15 protein-coding genes are annotated in these 16,820 nt (G+C 63.6%); 1 reads left to right on the top strand and 14 read right to left on the bottom strand.

What is annotated here, in order from left to right; genetic code table 11:
• Nucleotides 1–56: 56 nt before the first annotated feature.
• Genes M1M07_RS10020 through M1M07_RS09985 form a run of 8 tightly spaced genes read right to left on the bottom strand, consistent with a single transcriptional unit; the run spans nt 57 to nt 9,653 of the window.
• Complete coding sequence (locus M1M07_RS10020) at nt 57–1,556, bottom strand: carboxyltransferase (protein ID WP_282581942.1); 1,500 nt, start codon at nt 1,554–1,556, stop codon at nt 57–59.
• Complete coding sequence (locus tag M1M07_RS10015; protein ID WP_248674016.1) at nt 1,553–2,962, bottom strand: acetyl/propionyl/methylcrotonyl-CoA carboxylase subunit alpha; 1,410 nt, start codon at nt 2,960–2,962, stop codon at nt 1,553–1,555. The genes M1M07_RS10020 and M1M07_RS10015 overlap by 4 nt, the downstream gene beginning before the upstream one ends.
• A complete protein-coding gene (locus tag M1M07_RS10010) occupies nt 2,955–3,527 on the bottom strand; it encodes a biotin/lipoyl-containing protein (protein WP_248674015.1) in 573 nt (190 codons plus the stop codon). The genes M1M07_RS10015 and M1M07_RS10010 overlap by 8 nt, the downstream gene beginning before the upstream one ends.
• Entirely contained in the window at nt 3,524–5,260 is a 1,737-nt protein-coding gene (locus M1M07_RS10005) for a pyruvate, phosphate dikinase (RefSeq protein ID WP_248674014.1), read from the bottom strand. The genes M1M07_RS10010 and M1M07_RS10005 overlap by 4 nt, the downstream gene beginning before the upstream one ends.
• Nucleotides 5,257–5,865, bottom strand: coding sequence for a hypothetical protein (locus M1M07_RS10000; RefSeq protein ID WP_248674013.1), 609 nt, complete (start codon nt 5,863–5,865; stop codon nt 5,257–5,259). Before M1M07_RS10000 ends, M1M07_RS10005 begins: the two co-directional genes overlap by 4 nt.
• 34 nt (nt 5,866–5,899) lie before the next feature.
• Complete coding sequence (locus M1M07_RS09995) at nt 5,900–7,369, bottom strand: class I adenylate-forming enzyme family protein (protein WP_248674012.1); 1,470 nt, start codon at nt 7,367–7,369, stop codon at nt 5,900–5,902.
• Entirely contained in the window at nt 7,356–8,933 is a 1,578-nt protein-coding gene (locus tag M1M07_RS09990) for a hypothetical protein (protein WP_248674011.1), read from the bottom strand. Before M1M07_RS09990 ends, M1M07_RS09995 begins: the two co-directional genes overlap by 14 nt.
• Nucleotides 8,934–8,936: 3 nt before the next feature.
• Complete coding sequence (locus M1M07_RS09985; protein WP_248674010.1) at nt 8,937–9,653, bottom strand: PEP-utilizing enzyme; 717 nt, start codon at nt 9,651–9,653, stop codon at nt 8,937–8,939.
• 114 nt (nt 9,654–9,767) lie between these two features.
• On the opposite strand from M1M07_RS09985, the gene M1M07_RS09980 reads away from it, so the two are divergent.
• On the top strand, nt 9,768–10,601 hold the full coding sequence (locus M1M07_RS09980; protein WP_248674009.1) for a LuxR C-terminal-related transcriptional regulator: 834 nt from the start codon (nt 9,768–9,770) through the stop codon (nt 10,599–10,601).
• Nucleotides 10,602–10,819: 218 nt separating this feature from the next.
• On the opposite strand, the gene M1M07_RS09975 is transcribed toward M1M07_RS09980, so the two are convergent.
• The 6 genes from M1M07_RS09975 to M1M07_RS33000 form a co-directional block, all read right to left on the bottom strand.
• Entirely contained in the window at nt 10,820–11,968 is a 1,149-nt protein-coding gene (locus M1M07_RS09975) for a hypothetical protein (protein ID WP_248674008.1), read from the bottom strand.
• A 74-nt stretch (nt 11,969–12,042) separates the two neighbouring features.
• Entirely contained in the window at nt 12,043–13,740 is a 1,698-nt protein-coding gene (locus M1M07_RS09970; RefSeq protein WP_308200790.1) for a PEP-utilizing enzyme, read from the bottom strand.
• A gap of 215 nt (nt 13,741–13,955) precedes the next feature.
• Nucleotides 13,956–15,152 carry a hypothetical protein gene (locus M1M07_RS09965; RefSeq protein WP_248674006.1) on the bottom strand — a complete coding sequence of 399 codons (1,197 nt, stop codon included), beginning with the start codon at nt 15,150–15,152 and terminating at the stop codon, nt 13,956–13,958.
• A complete protein-coding gene (locus M1M07_RS09960; RefSeq protein WP_248674005.1) occupies nt 15,149–15,523 on the bottom strand; it encodes a PEP-utilizing enzyme in 375 nt (124 codons plus the stop codon). The genes M1M07_RS09965 and M1M07_RS09960 overlap by 4 nt, the downstream gene beginning before the upstream one ends.
• A 510-nt stretch (nt 15,524–16,033) precedes the next feature.
• Nucleotides 16,034–16,315: a type II toxin-antitoxin system RelE/ParE family toxin gene (locus M1M07_RS09955; RefSeq protein ID WP_248674004.1), complete on the bottom strand. Its 282-nt coding sequence runs from the start codon at nt 16,313–16,315 to the stop codon at nt 16,034–16,036.
• Complete coding sequence (locus M1M07_RS33000; protein WP_308200791.1) at nt 16,312–16,602, bottom strand: type II toxin-antitoxin system Phd/YefM family antitoxin; 291 nt, start codon at nt 16,600–16,602, stop codon at nt 16,312–16,314. The genes M1M07_RS09955 and M1M07_RS33000 overlap by 4 nt, the downstream gene beginning before the upstream one ends.
• Nucleotides 16,603–16,820 lie beyond the last annotated feature (218 nt).

Genomic DNA, 16,820 nt, shown 5'->3' with positions numbered 1-16,820 from the left:
TCCGACTGCCGAACCGGCCCGCCGCTTGGTGGGCCGACCCACTCCGAGGTCGCTCATCAGTGGTCACCTTCCAAAGTCAGCGAGAAGTCGCCGGCCTCGATGTGCAAGTAGGCACCGACCGCCGTCTCGACCAGGTCCTGGATATAACGCGTCTGCCTGCTCGTCGGGGAGAAGTCACGTTGGCGTCGAGGAGTTGCGCGCATGACGTCGATATCGCTTTCCGGTACCAGAAGCCGCAGAATGAGTTCGTCGTCGCTGATCGATCCACCGAACTTTGCACGCAGGTCCGCAAGGCTGGGCTGCGGAGGCTCCCAGTTCTCGAAGCTCTTCGCCTTGGGCGAGCTCATGATCTTGTCGAGGACATTGGGATCGAGAGGAGCGACGGGTTTGCCGTAGAAGCCGTTCGCGTAGATCATCACCTCGTCCGGTACGACCGAATAGCGCGATCCGGTCACCACGTTGAGTACCGCCTGCGTGCCGACCAGCTGCGAGAACGGCGTCGCCATCACCGGATAACCCAGTTCCTCACGTACCACCGACATTTCGTCGAGTACCTCTTCGAAGCGGTCCTCCATGCCACGATCACGCAGCTGCGCTTTGAACGTGCCGGCCATCCCACCAGGCAGCTGATGCCGATACTGGAACAAGGAGTATTCCGCGGGCTGACCCACCGGCAGCTCCTCGTAGTCGGCCACCCGAAGCAGGTGCTCCTCGACGGCAGCGAAGTACGAGTCGTCGAGATCGACGTCGAATCCGGCATAGCGCAGGTTCGCCACCGTGTTCTCGGTGGACGGTAGAGACACACCAGCGGCCAGTGGACGACTGGCGGTGTGCACGCGATCAGCGCCGGCGAGCACACCCTCGAGATAGTTCACCGGCGCCATGGCATTGTTGCTGTGGAAGTGAATCTCCACAGGCAGATCGCCGGCTGCACCCTTGATCGCGGCGACCAAAGACCGTGTGCGGTCAGGGGTGAGCAGACCGGCAGCGTCCTCGAGCTCGATCCCATCCGCACCGGTCGCGACGAGCTCACGAGTGCGAGCAGCGTAGTACTCATCGGTGTGATAGGGCGTGTCCGCATAGAGGATGCACGGAATCGCTTGGGCGCCTTCGGCCTGCACCGTCTTGACCAGCCGACCGATCTTGTCCATGTTGAACAGTCCGTCGTAGATCCAGAAGCTGCCGATGCCGTGTGCGCACAACCGCTGCACCCACAGATCCATCACGCTGTCCGCCGTGAGCCCGAAGGTCACGATGCCGTTGCTCCGGGTGCCGGCCCGCACCGTGGTTCTCGGCATGGCCTTCGACAGTGAGATCAGTTGGTCCCAGGGATCCTCTTTGCAGTGCCGCACCAGCACCTCGAAGATGGAGCTTCCGACGAGATCGATGGTGTGGAAGCCGGTGCGGTCCAGATCCGTGGCCATGGGTAGGCCCATGTCCTTGCGCAGGCGCATGCCCCACCAACTCTGCGGACCGTCGCGCAACGTCTGGTCCACGATGTCGATCGTGCGGCGGCTGCCGTCGGTATTGCGCGGGGCGCAGTCCAGATAGCTCATGAGATCTTCTCCAAGTAGTGGGGTAGGCCCCGAGAGGCGATCCAGTCGGTGGTCACGGTGCCCGCCCGGAAGTCCGGATGGTCGAGCGCCACCCGGGCGAATCCCGCGGTGGTGGGGACACCGGAGACGCCCAGGTCTTCCAGGGCGGTCACCATACGGTCTGCGGCCGTGTCCCGGTCCGGTCCGTGCGCCACGATCTTGGCCAGGAGGGAGTCGTAGTAGGGAGTGACGACATACCCGGATTCGCAGTGGCTGTCGACGCGGATCCCCTCGCCCGTCGGCGGCTCCCATCGTGTGACCGTGCCCGGATGGGGGAGGAATCCCCGCGCGGGATCCTCGGTGGTGATTCTGACTTCGACCGCGTGTCCGGTGAGGTGGATGTCGTCCTGGGTGAACCGCAGTGGGATGCCCGCGGCCGAGCGCAGTTGTTCGGCGACCAGGTCCACGCCGGTGACCATCTCGGTGACGGGGTGTTCGACCTGGATCCGGGCGTTGAACTCGAGGAAGGCGAATTCGTCGGTGTCGGCGTCGTAGATGAACTCCACGGTGCCGGCGCTGTCGAGTCCCAGGGCCTGGGCGAAGGCGACGCCGCTGCGCCGGATAGCCTGGCGCACCTCCTCCGGCAGGTTCGGTGCAGGAGACTCTTCGATTACCTTCTGATGGCGGCGCTGGAGCGTGCAGTCCCGTTCACCGAGATGGATCACCGAGCCGTGCTTGTCGCCGAGGACCTGTACCTCGATGTGTCGGGCGTTCCGGATGAACCGTTCGATATAGGTGCGGCCGTCACCGAACGCCGACTGCGCTTCGGCGGCCGCCGACGACCAGCGTGCGCGAAGTTCGGCTTCATTCTCGACGACCGACATCCCGCGTCCGCCACCTCCGGCAGCAGCTTTGACCAGAACCGGATATCCCAGCTCGGCGGCCGCCGCGACTGCAGCCTCGGTCGAGTCGAGCACCGGGGATCCCGACAGCACCGGTATCCCCGCCGAGCGCGCCAGTTCCCGCGCTCGCGCCTTGTCACCGGCCTCGGCCACCGCGTCCGGCCGAGGACCGACGAACACCAGCCCTTCGGCAACACACGCCGCAGCGAACTCGGGATTCTCGGAGAGAAATCCGTATCCCGGATGTACAGCATCACAACCGGTTCCGAGCGCTGCGGTAAGCACCGCAGGAATGGACAGGTAACTGTCCCCGGCAGGCGGTGGTCCGATGCATACCGCACGGTCCGCCATCCGGGCCGCGAGCCCGTCCCTGTCCACCGTCGAGGTGATGGCCACCGTTTCGATACCGAGTTCTCGGCACGCCCGGATGACACGCACCGCGATCTCACCGCGATTGGCGATCAGGACTCGCCGCAGCGCAATGTCCTCGGACACCGTGACCGCCAGGCTCGACGGGCTAGCCATCGCTCGGCCTGATCAAGAACAGCACCTGGTCGAACTCGACGAGATCGGCGTTCTTGGCGCAGATCTGTACGATCTCGCCGCTCTGCGGTGCGACGATCGGATTCATCAGCTTCATCACCTCGACGATCGCGAGTTGCTCGCCGGCCTCGACCTTCTGTCCGACCTGCACGAACGGCGGTTCACCCGGGCTCGGCGCCACCCAGAACGCACCGACCGTCGGTGATGTGACCTCGATGCAGCCGGTGGTGTCCGCCGGTGCCGTCGGTACCGCACCTTGTGCGGCAGGTACGGTGTCGGCGCCCTTCCCGGCGTCGGCAGCGGTCCCGGTGTCGGCTGTGTCGAGCGGCGGTGTGTGTGTCATCGCCGGGACGGTGGTCGATGCCGCCTGTGGCACGGGTGCGGGTGCCTCGGCGAGGGAACGTTCCCGGGCCGTCGGCGGACCGTCCTTACCCACGGTGATCCGCATACCATCCATTTCCAGCGTCATGGCAGCCCAGCCGGAGTCGCGGAAGGTACGCAGAATCTCCCGCACTTCGCGGTAGGTGACACGCTCCGGTGTGGTCATGAAATTCTCCTGTGATGTGCGACGGCAGCGAGCAGCACCGGAAGCCGACGGGCGGTGACGATTTCCTCGACGCCCGCATCCATCGCGGCACGCACACCATCGAGGGTGCAGAAAATCCCTCCGCGAACAGATCTGGTTCCGGCAGGAATGTCGGGCAGCTTGCCGCCGAGGTCCTCGACCGCCGCATCTGCATCGAACACCGGCTCGAGCACGGCAGTCGTGCTCACCGTCAACGGCGCGGCGCGTTCGGCCCAATCGGTGAGGCGACATAGATCGTGATCCGCACTTTCATCCGCAGCCGAGGTCGGCAGCTCACCGGCGTAGACGCGACCGGTCGTCGCATCGACCGTGACGGTACGGCCCACCAGAGCCGCAACCGTACCGGCGCCACATCCAACGACGCACGGTGTGTCCAGCGCTCGACTGACAACCGCAGCATGCGAGGTCGACCCACCTTGCTCGGTAATCACCGCAGAAGCGGCGATCATGCCGTGCACGTCGTCGGGACTGGTCGACTTACGAACCAGGATGGAACCGGGGGTGGCCTGGGCGGCCTCCGGAGTATCCACCACCGGTCCCGTCGCCACTCCAGGACTGGCAGGCACACCGCTGGCAAGCACCTCGGCATCGTCGGCGTCCCCGGCGGCGATCTCGGGCCGCAACAGGGTCCGGATCTGATCGGCGGTCACCCGCGACAGAGCTTCCTCCGGTTCGAGAACGCCCTCGTCGACGAGCGCGACCGCGATACGCACCGCTGCTCGGGCGGTCCGCTTCGCCGGTCGCGACTGGAGCAGGAACAGTTCGCCACTCTGGACAGTGAACTCGATGTCCTGCGCATCGCGACCTTCACGGTCGAGACACTCCGCAGCCTCCAGTAGTTCGGCGTGCACCGAAGGCCAGCGAGCGGCGAGATAGGACAACGGTTCCGGCGTGATCCGTCCGGACACCACGTCCTCCCCCTGCCCTCCGGCCAGATACTCGCCGTAGGGCTCTCGGGTGCCGTCGACGGGGTTACGGGTGAAGAGCACACCGGTACCGGAATCGTCGTCGAGGTTGCCGAACACCATCGCCTGGATGGTGACCGCCGTTCCGAGGTCGTCGGGAATGCCGTAGTGCTTGCGGTAGGCCAACGCACGTCGCGAGCGACTCGACTCGAACACCGCCGCCACAGCGGCGCGGAGTTGTTCCCACGGGTCTGCCGGTACGGTCGCATCGACATCCTCGGCGATGGCCGCACGTACGGCGGCGGTGTCGGGCAATTCGTCGAGTTCTTCGGTGCACCCCAGCACCAGCCGGCCGTAGAACCCTGTGAATCGGCGGTGCACCTCGGCAGCGAACTCCGGATCGCCGCTCTCGGCGGCCAGGGCAGCCTCGACGGAGTCGTTGCATCCCAGGTCGAGGATCGTGTCCATCATGCCCGGCATGCTCACGGCAGCGCCCGATCGCACCGAGACGAGCAATGGACGTTCGCTACCACCGAAAGTGCGACCCAGTTTCTGTTCCAGGAAACGGATTCCCGCGACCAGCTCCTCGGCGAGACCGTCGGGCATGTGACCGTCCGCGAAATACGCCCTGCATGCCTCGGTGGTGACGACGAAGGCAGGAGGAACCCGCAGTCCGAGAGACCGCATGCGCCACAGACTCCATGCCTTTCCCCCCACCAGATCCCGACTCGGCTCGGCCGCAATCTCTTCCGGTACGACCAGCCACTGCAAACTCGTTGTGGTACTCATTCCGGACGTTCCCTTCCGGTCAGCCGAAGAATGTGTTCATGCATCTGGAACCAGACGGTGTGCACCGAGTCGACCCGGACCCCACTGACGTAGTCGGTTTCGCCGCCTTCCGCTCGGACGAGAGCGTCGCCGATCCGGTCGAGGAATCGATCGACAAGCGGGTCGGCGTCGGCCAGCGGGCGCAGGACCTTGTAGGTCTTCTCGTGCACCCGAGCGAGTTTGGTGATGATCTTGGAGTCGTACTCGGGGTCGCCGTGATCGTTGGGAACCCGGTCGCCGTCGATCTCGATGGTCTGCCAGTCGGTGGTCAGGGCGAGAATCTGTTTGTTCACGCCGGTTTCGAAGGCATCCATCGCTGCCGTGACGGCAGCGTCGGCGCGCAGCGCAGCAAACGTGCGCGGGTACACGCCGTCGAGGAATTCACGGCCGGCGGGGGTGATCATGTGGTTTCCGCGCGCGGCCATGACGGTGCCTTCGACGACGGCCTTTTCCAGCGCCGTTTCGACGTCGTCGACCGGAAGACCGTTGATGTTGCTGAGATCCTCGGCGGAGCCGAGCTGGCGCAGGGTCAGGGTATGCACGGTGAGCTCATAGGGATCGAGCATGATTGATGGGGTCCTTTCGGTGCTGGTCCGCGGGTCACTGTCGGGCCGCGGCCATCCGGTCGCGTACTTCGCGGCGCAGCGACTTGCCGACGGGGCTGGTAGGGATTGCGGGCCAGATCTCGATGGCACGCGGGCGTTTGAATCCGGCCAACCGGTCCGCGCAGAACTCGAGGATCTCTTCGGGACGCGTGTCGCTGCGGGTGACCACGGCAGCCGCGACCCGTTCACCCCACTTTTCGTCGGGAAGGCCCACGACCGCGGCTTCGACCACAGCGGGATGAGTCAGGAGGGCGTCTTCGACTTCACGCGGGTACACGTTGAAACCGCCCGAGATGATCACGTCGTGCCGACGGTCGAGCAGATGCAGGTAGCCGTCGTCGTCCCACCGTCCGATGTCGCCGGTGTGCAGCCAACCGTCCGGTTCGATGGTCTCGGCGGTTGCCTCGGGACGTCGCCAGTACCGGCTCATGGTGTGCGGTCCTCTGGTGAGGACCTCCCCCACCCCGCCGGGACCGAGGACGTTGCCGTCGGTGTCACGGATCTGGACTTCGACGAAGGTGTAGGGCTTGCCGGCGGAGGTGAGCCGCTCCGGTGTGTGTTCCCACGGTTGCAGGCACGTGATCGCCAGTGGAGCCTCGGCTTGCCCGTACAGCTGTGCGAACACCGGTCCGAGCACATCGAGGCCGCGCTGCAGCACGCTGGTGGCGATCGGAGCCCCGCCGTAGCACAGGCGCTCGAGGGCGAGATCGGCTGTCGCCGTGTCCGGATCCTCAAGAAGCAGCGCGATCATCGTCGGCACCATGAATGTCGTTGTGGCTCCGCACTTTCTTGCTGCATCGAGGAATGCTGCGGAGGTGAACTTCGGCAGGATCACGTTCGGAGCGCCCTTGACCAGATGCGGCAGGAAGAACGCGCCGCTGCCGTGAGTGATGGGGGCTGCATGCAACATCACCGAATCCGGTCGGAGGTTGGGAAGCAGGTCGACCAGGAAGTTGGCGACCTCCGCGAGTTCGCTCCGCGTGGTCAGGACCACCGCTTTGGGTTTTCCGGTTGTCCCACCGGTGTAGGCCAGACGGAATGGTGCATCCTGCTCACGCCGTACGTCGCACGGGTCGGACGAGGCGCCCGCGATGAGACCGGGCAGTTCGTCGGCGGTGATCATCACCTCGACCGATGCGGGCGGGTCTCCTGCATGGATCAGGGCGCGGGCCTGCGAATCATCGATCTTGTACGCGTGCTCGGAGGCGGTCTCGCGAACGTTCAACGGAACTCGCACCAATCCCGCTTTCGCAATCGCATAGTAGGCGACGACGCCGTCGATGCCATTGGGCATGAGCACTGCAACCCGGTCACCGGCGGTGAGACCGGCGGCCAGCAGGGCATTGCCGAGTCGGTCGGTGAGTTCGTCGAACTCGGCGAAACTCACCACCCGGTCCTCGTGGATCAACGCCGGGGCCGAACCGAACTGCGCGCCGGCGCGGCGGATCAGGTCACCGATCTGCATGATCGTCGCCCTTCGTGTCACCGGGACTCGGCAGGTCGGCACGCCTCAGCGCGGAACCGCGTCCTTCGAGATTGCGCGAGCCACGCTGGGTGAGGCGGTACAGTTCGTCGGCCTGCTCGCTACCGTGGTGCCATTTCACCCACTCCTCGTCGCGGTAGCGGTGCGCGCCGTCGAGGACTGCCGGAGTGAACCCGCGCGCGCGTGCGTTGTAGTCGTCGATGTCGATCCGGCCGGCGCTGGTTGTCCACAGCCCGGTCTTGACGGGCAGGCTGCTCGAGCCGGAGAAGTGGTCGCCTACGGTCGGGGCGTAGTCGTCATCGGTGAGTACCGAATAGGGTATGCCGTTGATCATGTTCCGGCTCTGCGACGAGTAGCGCGCCATCGTGTATTCGTTGGCGGACTGGTGCGGCAGCCCGAGCAGACCCACCATCTCGCCGAGGTGGTCGCGGCCGTACTCGTCGTTCATCAGGGGCTTGAAGCGTTGGACCCGCTCGTCGAGTTGGAGCCAGTCGTCCTGGCGGTAGGTTCCGGCCAGGTGCGCGAAATCCTTGCCTACCGAGGAGTAGACGAGGGCGCCGGCGTCGATCATCTGTTCCCGCGACCAGGACGCGATGCGCTTCCACAGGTCGGTGGTCGCTTCGTTGAGGATCTCGCGGTACTGCTCCATGGTGTCGGCCAAGGTGTCGGCATTGTCCATTCCGACCGGCACGTAGCCGTCGGTCAGTGCATCCGAGCTGTACATGCCGATGGCCACGATGTTGGAGGCGTTGTAACTCGGCTCGGCTTCGAACGATGCCCAGTCATCCATCAGGTGGAAGTTCGTGTCCTTGAAGACAATTGGGATCGTCAGATTGTTGAACGGCAGTTGCGTCGCGATGCCATCCAGCCAGGGGTAGTCGCCTTCGGTGAGATCGAAGAAGTCCCGGACGATCATCTGCCGGTCATTGCCCAAGTTGTACGGACCGCTGTTGTGCAGGCCGATGCGACACTCGCAGTGCGCGAGGAACGCGAACTGCGACAACTGGGCGATGAGCTTGGTGGCTGCAGTGTGCAGACGGTCACCGGGGGTGACCCCGTGCAGATCGGCTTCGAAGACCTGCAGGGTGCGCTCGGGAAGAAACTGGCTGCGGTCGCCGAATTCCTTGTTGGTGAGATGACCGTCGTTGCGGTGGTACGCGAGATTGAACCGTCGCGAGAAGTCGAGCACGTCCACGACATCGTCGACTGCGTCCGTAGGCCGGATCAAACCCCAGTTCATCAGCATTTCCCGGCCGAGGAGGTAGAAGGTGGGCATGCCCCAGGCACCGTTGACGGTGTTGACCTTGAGACTGACCTCGCGCGCACGGTCGCCGAGTTCTTCTGCGGGGGTGATCGCGTCGATCTCCCTCAGCTGAGTGGGCAGCCGATAGAAGCTGTTGAGATAGCTCAGCAGCATGTATGGGCTCATCGGGAAGAGCTTCGATTCCTGCACTGTGCGGGTGATGCACAGCCAGTAGGTGGTGTCGGACAGATTCCGTACGTAGTTGTTGGTCTCGAGCAGGGACCGGTAGTTCAGCTTCGCCATGGTTCAGCCCTCGTTTTCGATCAGCCAGATTCGGGCGTGCCCGATGTCGCCGGTTTCGTATGCATCCGAGGCTGGAGGTGTCGCGGTCACCTCCAGCTCGACCAGATCTCCGTCCCGGAGCTCGTCGATCTTGCAGTTCATCAGGGTGGGAACGTCGTACTCCCGAGCGAGGATCCCCAGGTGAGAGCGGACCGTGCCGCCGAGGCAGATGACTCCCGCGAATCCCTCTATGATCGGGGCGGTCAGGGTGCCGCCCGAATCGTCGATCACTGCGATGGTCCCGGCCGGCACCCCGTCGGTCAGGTAGTCCATCACCTGTTCGATCGTGGAGATCAGGGCTACAGGGCCGACGACCGTCTGCGGTTTGCTGATGACGTTGTCACCGACACCAACCTGCCGGCGGCCGTCTGCCGACCGCTCCTCGGTGAATCCTGAGGTTTCACGTTCGGGTCGCCGGTACTTCTCCGGTTCGGATTCGAGTGACACCGTTGCCGAGAAGTCGAAGCGGTAGCCGGAGTCGAGGACTTCCTTCTCTATCGCGTCGGCGTCTGCGCGCGAGAACAATTCGAATTGACGCTCGAAGACGATGTCCTTCCACTGCGCTCCGGTTGCGGCGGTACGGTCCGCCGCCAACGTCCGCACCATGGAGTTGAAGCGGCCGGGCAACGGAAGCACTTCCGTTGCTCCCCATTTGGGAGTGGTCCATTCAGAATCAGACATTGTTCCTCACTCGAATCGTGTAGTGACCGAGGCGTAGTGCACCGACCGGCACCTACCGTCGGGTACGCAGGTGAACCTCTTACTCTGTGACCGAAATTAGCTACTATTTCGACTGTGACCCAGTCCACTATGGGGGACAGTTCGACAGGCCTTCGGAACACCCGTTCCGCACCCCCGTCGACCAGGTCCCCAATACGCAAAGTCCTGGAACCGCGTGACTACGAGCTCGCGTTCGACGTGCTCGAACGCTGCGCCGATGCGGCATCCGTTCCCGACTTCAAAGAGCGCACTGTCCAAGCACTACAAGAGCAATTCGGTCTGCAACACGTGTCCTTCTTCGCCGGAGCGACGTTCCACACCGTCTTCGAGGACGCCGCCCCGCTCACCGAAGGGGCAACAGCAAAGATGCTGCCCGAATACCAGGAGCGTTGGGCCCGCCACGATGTGTTCGGTTGCACCTCCGCAGTGCAACAACTGATGACGAGTGGGGTCGCCTCACTGGCGGAGCTACAGGCGTTCGCCCCCCTACCGCCGGCTGCAGCTGCCTACGTCCGACACTTCCTGGGTTCGACATGGCGAATGGAGACTGCCGCTGCGATGCGACTCGAACTCGGTGGCGGCCATACTGCATTGGTGGGCATGTTCGATCCTCAGCCCAACAAGCTCGGAGTGCACGAAATGGCGACCCTTCGGTTGCTCAGCCGCCAATTGTCCGCCATCGCACGTGGATTGCCCACCACGCGGCCGCTCGCCACCTTGACCCGACTTCCCGAGCGGCAACAACAGGTGGTCTATCTCGTAGCCGAAGGTCTGTCCAACGCGCAGATCGCGGAAACGCTGTCGCTGGCCGAAGACAGTGTCAAGAAGTACATCTCTCGCATCCTCACGGCCACCGGTTGTCAGTCCAGGATGGAGTTGGCGCTCCTCGCGCGCTCACAACGGCAATGACGAGGCACCATCGGGGCCGGCTACCCGCAGCGTCCACAATGCTGCGGGTAGCTGGACCTTGCGTGTCGAGAGTGTCAAATCGACTGCTGGAAACCACATTCCGTAGAAATCAACGTTGTCAACTCGGTGACGGAGACCCGAAGACGCGTCGACCGCCGCACCCCCTGCGTTCGTGAAGGGTACGGCGGCCGACTCGGACAGACAGCGTCACGGGTCCGTCAGAGGAACGAGTCCTCACCCCGGAGACCGTAGCGAGGATGGTCGCCGATGACCATCGACTCGAAGATCCCGAATCCTGTTGCGTCACCCTCCCGGGTGGTGATCACACAGTCTCGCAACTGGTGAGCTTCGAGCAGTGTTTGGCGGTCGGTCATGTCCTTGTACCGCTCGCCGTCGAGATGGTCGATGCCCTTCCACCCGCCGTGCCGCTCTCCCTTGTAACCGAAGTAGAGTGCGGTGCCGAGGTGGAATCCGATGTCGGACACGGGCGCAATCTCCACTGTTCGCGTCTTACCCCAGCCGGAGTCGAAGGTCATCGTGCCGCCGAGCAGACGTCGTGTGGCGGGGTCGTATTTCAGATCGTCCACCATGCCGTGCAGAGGTTCCTGACGGCCATCCGCGTAGTTGACGAATCCGGAGAAGTAGTGGACCTCGCCATCGACCCACTGGAGATAATGGTGAATCTCGTACGGGGCGCTACCATCTGCCGGCTGGAAGTACATGGGACTCCAGGTGAGCAGAAAGTCCTGATCCATGCGGTTCGGTGAGTGGACGTCCGGGGCCGGTTCACCGACGTCCATGCGGACCCCCCACGAGCGGTCCCGGTATCCGAGCCAGGTCTCGTCGGTGATCTCCGTGCGGTCGCCGTCGATCTCGACCCACCCGGAGACGGTGCACAGCTGATGGAACCGCCGCAGGTCCGAGGAGATCCGTAGGCCGTCCATTCCACGCTGCGCATCCTTTCGTTCGAGGAAAGGAGGCAGGACCGCGGTGAGCGTGACGTCGAAAGACAGTGGTTGGACGTCGTTCTCACGCAGGATGCACCGGACCTTACGCATCGGCTCGATGATCTCGTAGTCGATCGGTCCGACGCCCGTCCGCTCGGGGTGCTGGTCGAGCTCGGTACTGGCTCGTACAGTGATCTGCTCTATGCCTCGGGAGATACCGCCGAAACCTTCGACGACATTGCGGTTGTGGTACTTGCCCAGGCCGAAGTCGATCTGGAGCGAGCCGTCGCGAGCGAACAGTGAGCACCAGACTCGTTCCGTCCAGGACACGTCCGAGTCGGAGACGATCGAGAACGTATCGGGTGTCTGATGGATCAGGTATTCGTCTGCAGGTGTCACGAGCTGCATTGACTGACGCATGATGTTTACCTTTCGAGCCACCTGCCGGCGGCCACTTCTCGTGATGCGTTGTGCGGTAGTTCCGCTGCGGTGGTCTAGTTGAAACCTGTGAAGGCGCTGGGGCGATCGTGGGCAACGAGTGCTCCGCCGAAGATCGCGGCTGCCTGATCGTCATCTGCGAGCGGTTCGGGAAAGAGAGCCATCGTACGGTTCGAGAACGACCAGTCGATGGCGTCTTCGACACCGGCAAGACGCGCGAACGGCCGTAGTCCCCAGCTGTACATTCGCGTGGCTGCGAGGATGCGGCTTTCCCGATCCATGTCGCTGAAGGTCCGATACAACCCGAGGTGTTCGGAGCCCAGACGTTTCGCGAGCTCCGACCACTGTTCCGGCGGGAGTACGGTGGTGGTTCCGTCGGCATATCGAGCTACGACCGAAGCACTGACGACCGCGGACAGGAAGTGGTCGGGTTCGGTGAAGGTGGTACCCCAATCGTTGATCTCGAAGTCGTGGAACGCCGCTGGCGAGTATTCGAGCGTCAACGTCACGCCGCTGACTCCGGGATTGCAGGTCTTAGCCCATGGGTAGGCGAAGGGGCCACTGTCCAGGCTCAGGAAGTCCCGTACCAGGACCGCAGTGCCCCGGGTCTCGTCCGGGTAGGGTCCGTTGTCGCAGATACCGACCCTCGAGTCGGTGAAGTACATGAAGCAGTATCCGGACAGCGCAGCGTTGAGCTGCTTCAGCTCTTTGCTCGTCGCGGCGTCCAAGGGGTGCAGTGTCCGGCGCAGGCAGTCCACTTCCTGCTGCGGCAGGTACTTGTTGGTGAAGCCGGCGTCCTTGTAGTCGAGCGTTCCGTCTCCTCGATGGGAGAGCGTGAGTCGTCTCCAGAAGTCGACGACGGTCCGCACGTCATCGAGGGCATCGTTCGGACCGAGTTTTCCGAGACCGATGAGAAGCTCGCGTCCGCAAAGGTAGTGATACCCGACCATCCAGATCCACAGGGGACTGATCTGTCCCGACTGCATACGCAAGCGCGCACCGATTTCTTCGGCCGGCATCGCGGCATCGATCACGCGGATCCGTTCGGGATAGCTGTAGAAGTCTTCGATCACCGACATGGACATGTACGGCATCATCGGAAAGATCTCGGAAGTGAAGCCGGACCGTCGTGTCATCTCGGGCTTGAAAGACCGACCCATGTGCAGGATGAGTTGTTCCAATTGGCTGTCGGTCATCTTCTCTCGACACAGCTGGCTCACGGTGTCGACCGTGACGGATGCCGGAAAGGGTTTGCGCCCGATCTCGTCTCCGACGGTGGCGACGTAGTTCCACCAGTCGGTTACAGGACAGCCGGTCGTTTCGGATGTGTACCGGCGGGTCGGTCCTGTGTGGTCGGTGACTCCGGATGTGGGGGCCGCGGTGGGAAGGATGTCCGCGGTGCTGGCCCCTGACACGTCGGTGTCTGTAGCCGGCATCAGCCAGCCTTCGTTGTCGGATGACGATTCCATACGCACCGCATCACCGTCGGCGGGCATCCAGTCGGTGAGGTCGACGGCCAGGAGGCACGGCACTTCGTATTCGCGCGACACGATGGCCAGATGCGACCGGGAAGTGCCGGACGTGCAGATAATTCCACCCAATCGACCGAGGATGGGCGAGAGGAAGGTAGTGCCGCCGGACTCCACCAGCGCGATGACACCACCGAGGTCGTCACCGAAGACGTCGATGACGTCCTGCGGTGTATGGAAAGCGCGGATCGTGCCGTGCGCAGATCCGAAGTTGTACGAGCTCACTCCTTTGTATCGCGCTGGTGTCGCGGCAGTAGGCATGCGGGGTCCTTCTCCAGTAGGGCAGATCAGCAGTTCTCCGGCCGGCCGGCGCGGATGCGCTCGGCAACGATTCCCACCGACGATGTCGGGAGGCCTGTGACGGCGGGTGCTCAGCTGTTGGTCGGCTCTTACATGAGCCGGGACGGCAGCTGTCGGAAGCACGACGCGAAAGTCGGTTGTCAACCTCCCAGCGGGCGGAAGCACCCGTCACGGTCGCCGGGCACGAAGACGCCGCCGATCAGATTCAGTGCCACCTCCGGGTCACTGAACTTCTGGAAGGAGTCGGCGATGCGGGGTGTCACGTTCCAGTCGATGTCGTCGTAGCAGTCGGCAAGACGGGCCCATGCCTTGAGCTTCCATGCGTACATCTGTGTCGCGTACAGGTTGCGCTGTTGCGGATCGGTATTTGCCAGTCGTTCGTACAGAGTTCGGTGTGCCTTGCGGATCGCCTTGGTCGCCATCTCGATGTCGTCCAGATCGAGTGGTCTGAGGGTGCCGTCGTCCGTAGTGAACACACGGGTTTCGAGGATGTCTCCCTGATAGTCGCTCGGCGTGAACCAGGCTGTGCCCCAGACATTGTTGTCCATCTGCACGGTACTCGGAAGGCGGTAGGCAATGACGAAATGGTGGTAGGGCAGCGATTCCCTGATTCCGTCGAGCCAGGGGAAGTCGCCGTCACCGTCAGCGCAGGTTTCGCGGAGAGCGAGAAACGATCCGTCCTCGAGGACGTACGGTCCTGTGTCACATACAGCCATCCGTGCGTCGCAGTTCTCGAGGAATGCGTATGCGGTCAGGCGTGCTCCGAACTTGCGGATCGCTGTCTTGGTCGCATCGTCGGCAGGGACCAGAGCCGCGCGAATCTCGGACAGCAGTTCGTCGTCGACGACGTGAGAGCTGTTTGCAGGATCGGCATCCATGTTGAACAGCACACCGTCCGTACGCATCGCGATAGTCGCCTCGCGCCAGAATCTCAGGACTTCCAGCTGGTCCTCGAGGCCGTCGGCGAGCGTGTTCTCGCCGAGGTCCACGAAGAGTTCGCGGCCGGTCAGATAGTGCAGCGGAGTAGCTGTCAGGTTGATGAAGCTTCGCTTGGTGCCGATGGGCAGGGCCTTGCGGACCAGTTCGGTCGGCGTAGCGTGCTGCCGGATCGTGCGGATGCGTTCGGGTACGCGCAGATAGTCCTCCATCATCGACATGATGATGTAGGTGTTCATTCCGAACAGTTCGGATTCGAATACCGTGCGCGCGGCCAGTTCGGACTTGTATGCGGTACCGGCCTTGTGTACCAGCCAGTTCCACTCGTCGAGTGTCGGCTCGTAGGTGGGGTCCGTGTAGAGGAGGTCGAGGTTCGCGGGAGAGGTCAGCTGCGCAGTCATGCCGATACCTCCGCGGTCGTAGCGATATATGCCGTCTCGGAGTCGGATAGATCGAGGACGACGATGTCGCCGTCGGAGACGGACTCGACGAGGTCTGCCGCCAGCACGCATGGCACGTCGGATTCGCGACACAAGATCGCGAGGTGGGATTCCCGGCTGCCCGCGGTACAGACGATGCCCCGCAGGTCCGGGAGGATCGGCGAGAGGAAGGTCATGCCTCCCTTGTTGACGAACGCGATCGTATTCTCGAGGTCGTCATCGTCGATCGACAGGACGTCGGACGTGTCGTTGAACCACCGGGCCACTCCTCTGACCTTTCCTGTGGAGAAGAGATTGGTGCCGGTTCCGACGTTGGCGAGATTTTCGTTCATTGCTGCTCCGTTCCGCCCTCGGAGGGCGTGGGTGAATCAGGTACGCAGATGCAGGCGATGACGGGAACCATACGAACGGGACCCGACTGTGATCCAGTCCACTTAGGGGGACACTGTCGCTCCACATCACACTGCAGGGCAAGTGGTGGGGTCAGGATGTGTCGGTAGCCGGGGACAGAATGCGTAGTCGCAGTGACGGTTTCGGATGAAGAGCGTGCGAGCTGGACCTTTCACTCCGCCATCGAGGCCTGGACCCGATCCGTAGTGATCACGTAGTTGGACGGTATCGGCTCACCGAACTGCGCGGGCACAGTTCACCTACGAGTCGCGCCGCGAGACGGGGCCACGACCGACTCCGACTCGCACCCGAGCAGAGAGGTCCACACATGCAGTTCGACAGCGCCTGCTCCACCCTCGTGTCCCAGGCACGCGGGCAATCCATCGGCGACCTTCCGCGCCGATCCGCGGCACGCTTCCCGGACAAATTCGCGATCGTGCACGGTGACAGGTTCACATGTGAAAGGCGTCGGCGTGGTGGGAAATCGCGGTGACCTCGACCGTGCCGTTCGCGTCGTTGATCAGATACAGCACCCTGTACGTGCCCCGGCGGGCACTGTACGCCGGCGCAAGTGGCGACTCCAGAGGTTTTCCAACCCCTCTCGGATTCTCCAGAAGCGGACGCGTGACGAACTCGTACACCGCAGTAGCGACCTTCTCCGGCAACGACTTCGTCAGCGTCTGCGCAGCGGACCGCGCCATCACCAACCGATACCGGTCACCCGGCTCGCTCACTCCTCCGCCGACCGAGGATCGCGCATCAGCCGGGCCAGCTCCTTCGCCTCGACGACATCCCCGCCCTCGACCTCGGCCCGTCCGGCGAGATGGACCGTCAGCAAATCCGTATCCGACAACACCGCGATCGTCTCCCGCAGCGCGTCGTAGTCGTCTGCGCCCAGCAGGACCGCGGCGCGGTGCCCGTTGCGGGTGATCTCGAACCGCTCATGCGTGCGTTCGGCCTCATCCACCAGCCTCGACAGCTGCGCCCGGGCATCGGCAACAGGAAGAGTCGTCATGTACATAATTCTAGCTAAAATGGAGCGGGTGGAACCACCTCTGGTCACGCACGGCAGCTCCACCTTCGCGGAGATTCGACCGCGCGAAACCGTGATCGCCAGGTGATCGCCGAGTCGACGGTCTCGGCGAGCAGGCGCGTGGACGGTGGACCCGGCCACCGTGGTCGCGACCTTGCCGCTGACCGTCCCCGCGAACGCACCCGCTACCTCCCCCGACGCCGGAC

Source organism: Rhodococcus sp. HM1, from assembly GCF_023218075.1.
Lineage (GTDB): Bacteria > Actinomycetota > Actinomycetes > Mycobacteriales > Mycobacteriaceae > Rhodococcus.
The sequence above is the reverse complement of the archived record's forward strand: the minus strand, read 5'-3'. Positions and strand labels throughout refer to the sequence as shown.

Excerpts from the sequence above, each read along its gene's own strand:
- M1M07_RS10015 (WP_248674016.1), bottom strand. The coding sequence starts at position 2,962 with ATGGCTAGCCCGTCGAGCCTGGCGGTCACGGTGTCCGAGGACATTGCG.
- M1M07_RS09960 (WP_248674005.1), bottom strand. The coding sequence starts at position 15,523 with ATGAACGAAAATCTCGCCAACGTCGGAACCGGCACCAATCTCTTCTCC.
- M1M07_RS09995 (WP_248674012.1), bottom strand. The coding sequence starts at position 7,369 with ATGCAGATCGGTGACCTGATCCGCCGCGCCGGCGCGCAGTTCGGTTCG.
- M1M07_RS09975 (WP_248674008.1), bottom strand. The coding sequence starts at position 11,968 with ATGCGTCAGTCAATGCAGCTCGTGACACCTGCAGACGAATACCTGATC.
- M1M07_RS10020 (WP_282581942.1), bottom strand. The coding sequence starts at position 1,556 with ATGAGCTATCTGGACTGCGCCCCGCGCAATACCGACGGCAGCCGCCGC.
- M1M07_RS10010 (WP_248674015.1), bottom strand. The coding sequence starts at position 3,527 with ATGACCACACCGGAGCGTGTCACCTACCGCGAAGTGCGGGAGATTCTG.
- M1M07_RS10000 (WP_248674013.1), bottom strand. The coding sequence starts at position 5,865 with ATGCTCGATCCCTATGAGCTCACCGTGCATACCCTGACCCTGCGCCAG.
- M1M07_RS10005 (WP_248674014.1), bottom strand. The coding sequence starts at position 5,260 with ATGAGTACCACAACGAGTTTGCAGTGGCTGGTCGTACCGGAAGAGATT.
- M1M07_RS09990 (WP_248674011.1), bottom strand. The coding sequence starts at position 8,933 with ATGGCGAAGCTGAACTACCGGTCCCTGCTCGAGACCAACAACTACGTA.
- M1M07_RS09965 (WP_248674006.1), bottom strand. The coding sequence starts at position 15,152 with ATGACTGCGCAGCTGACCTCTCCCGCGAACCTCGACCTCCTCTACACG.
- M1M07_RS33000 (WP_308200791.1), bottom strand. The coding sequence starts at position 16,602 with ATGTACATGACGACTCTTCCTGTTGCCGATGCCCGGGCGCAGCTGTCG.
- M1M07_RS09985 (WP_248674010.1), bottom strand. The coding sequence starts at position 9,653 with ATGTCTGATTCTGAATGGACCACTCCCAAATGGGGAGCAACGGAAGTG.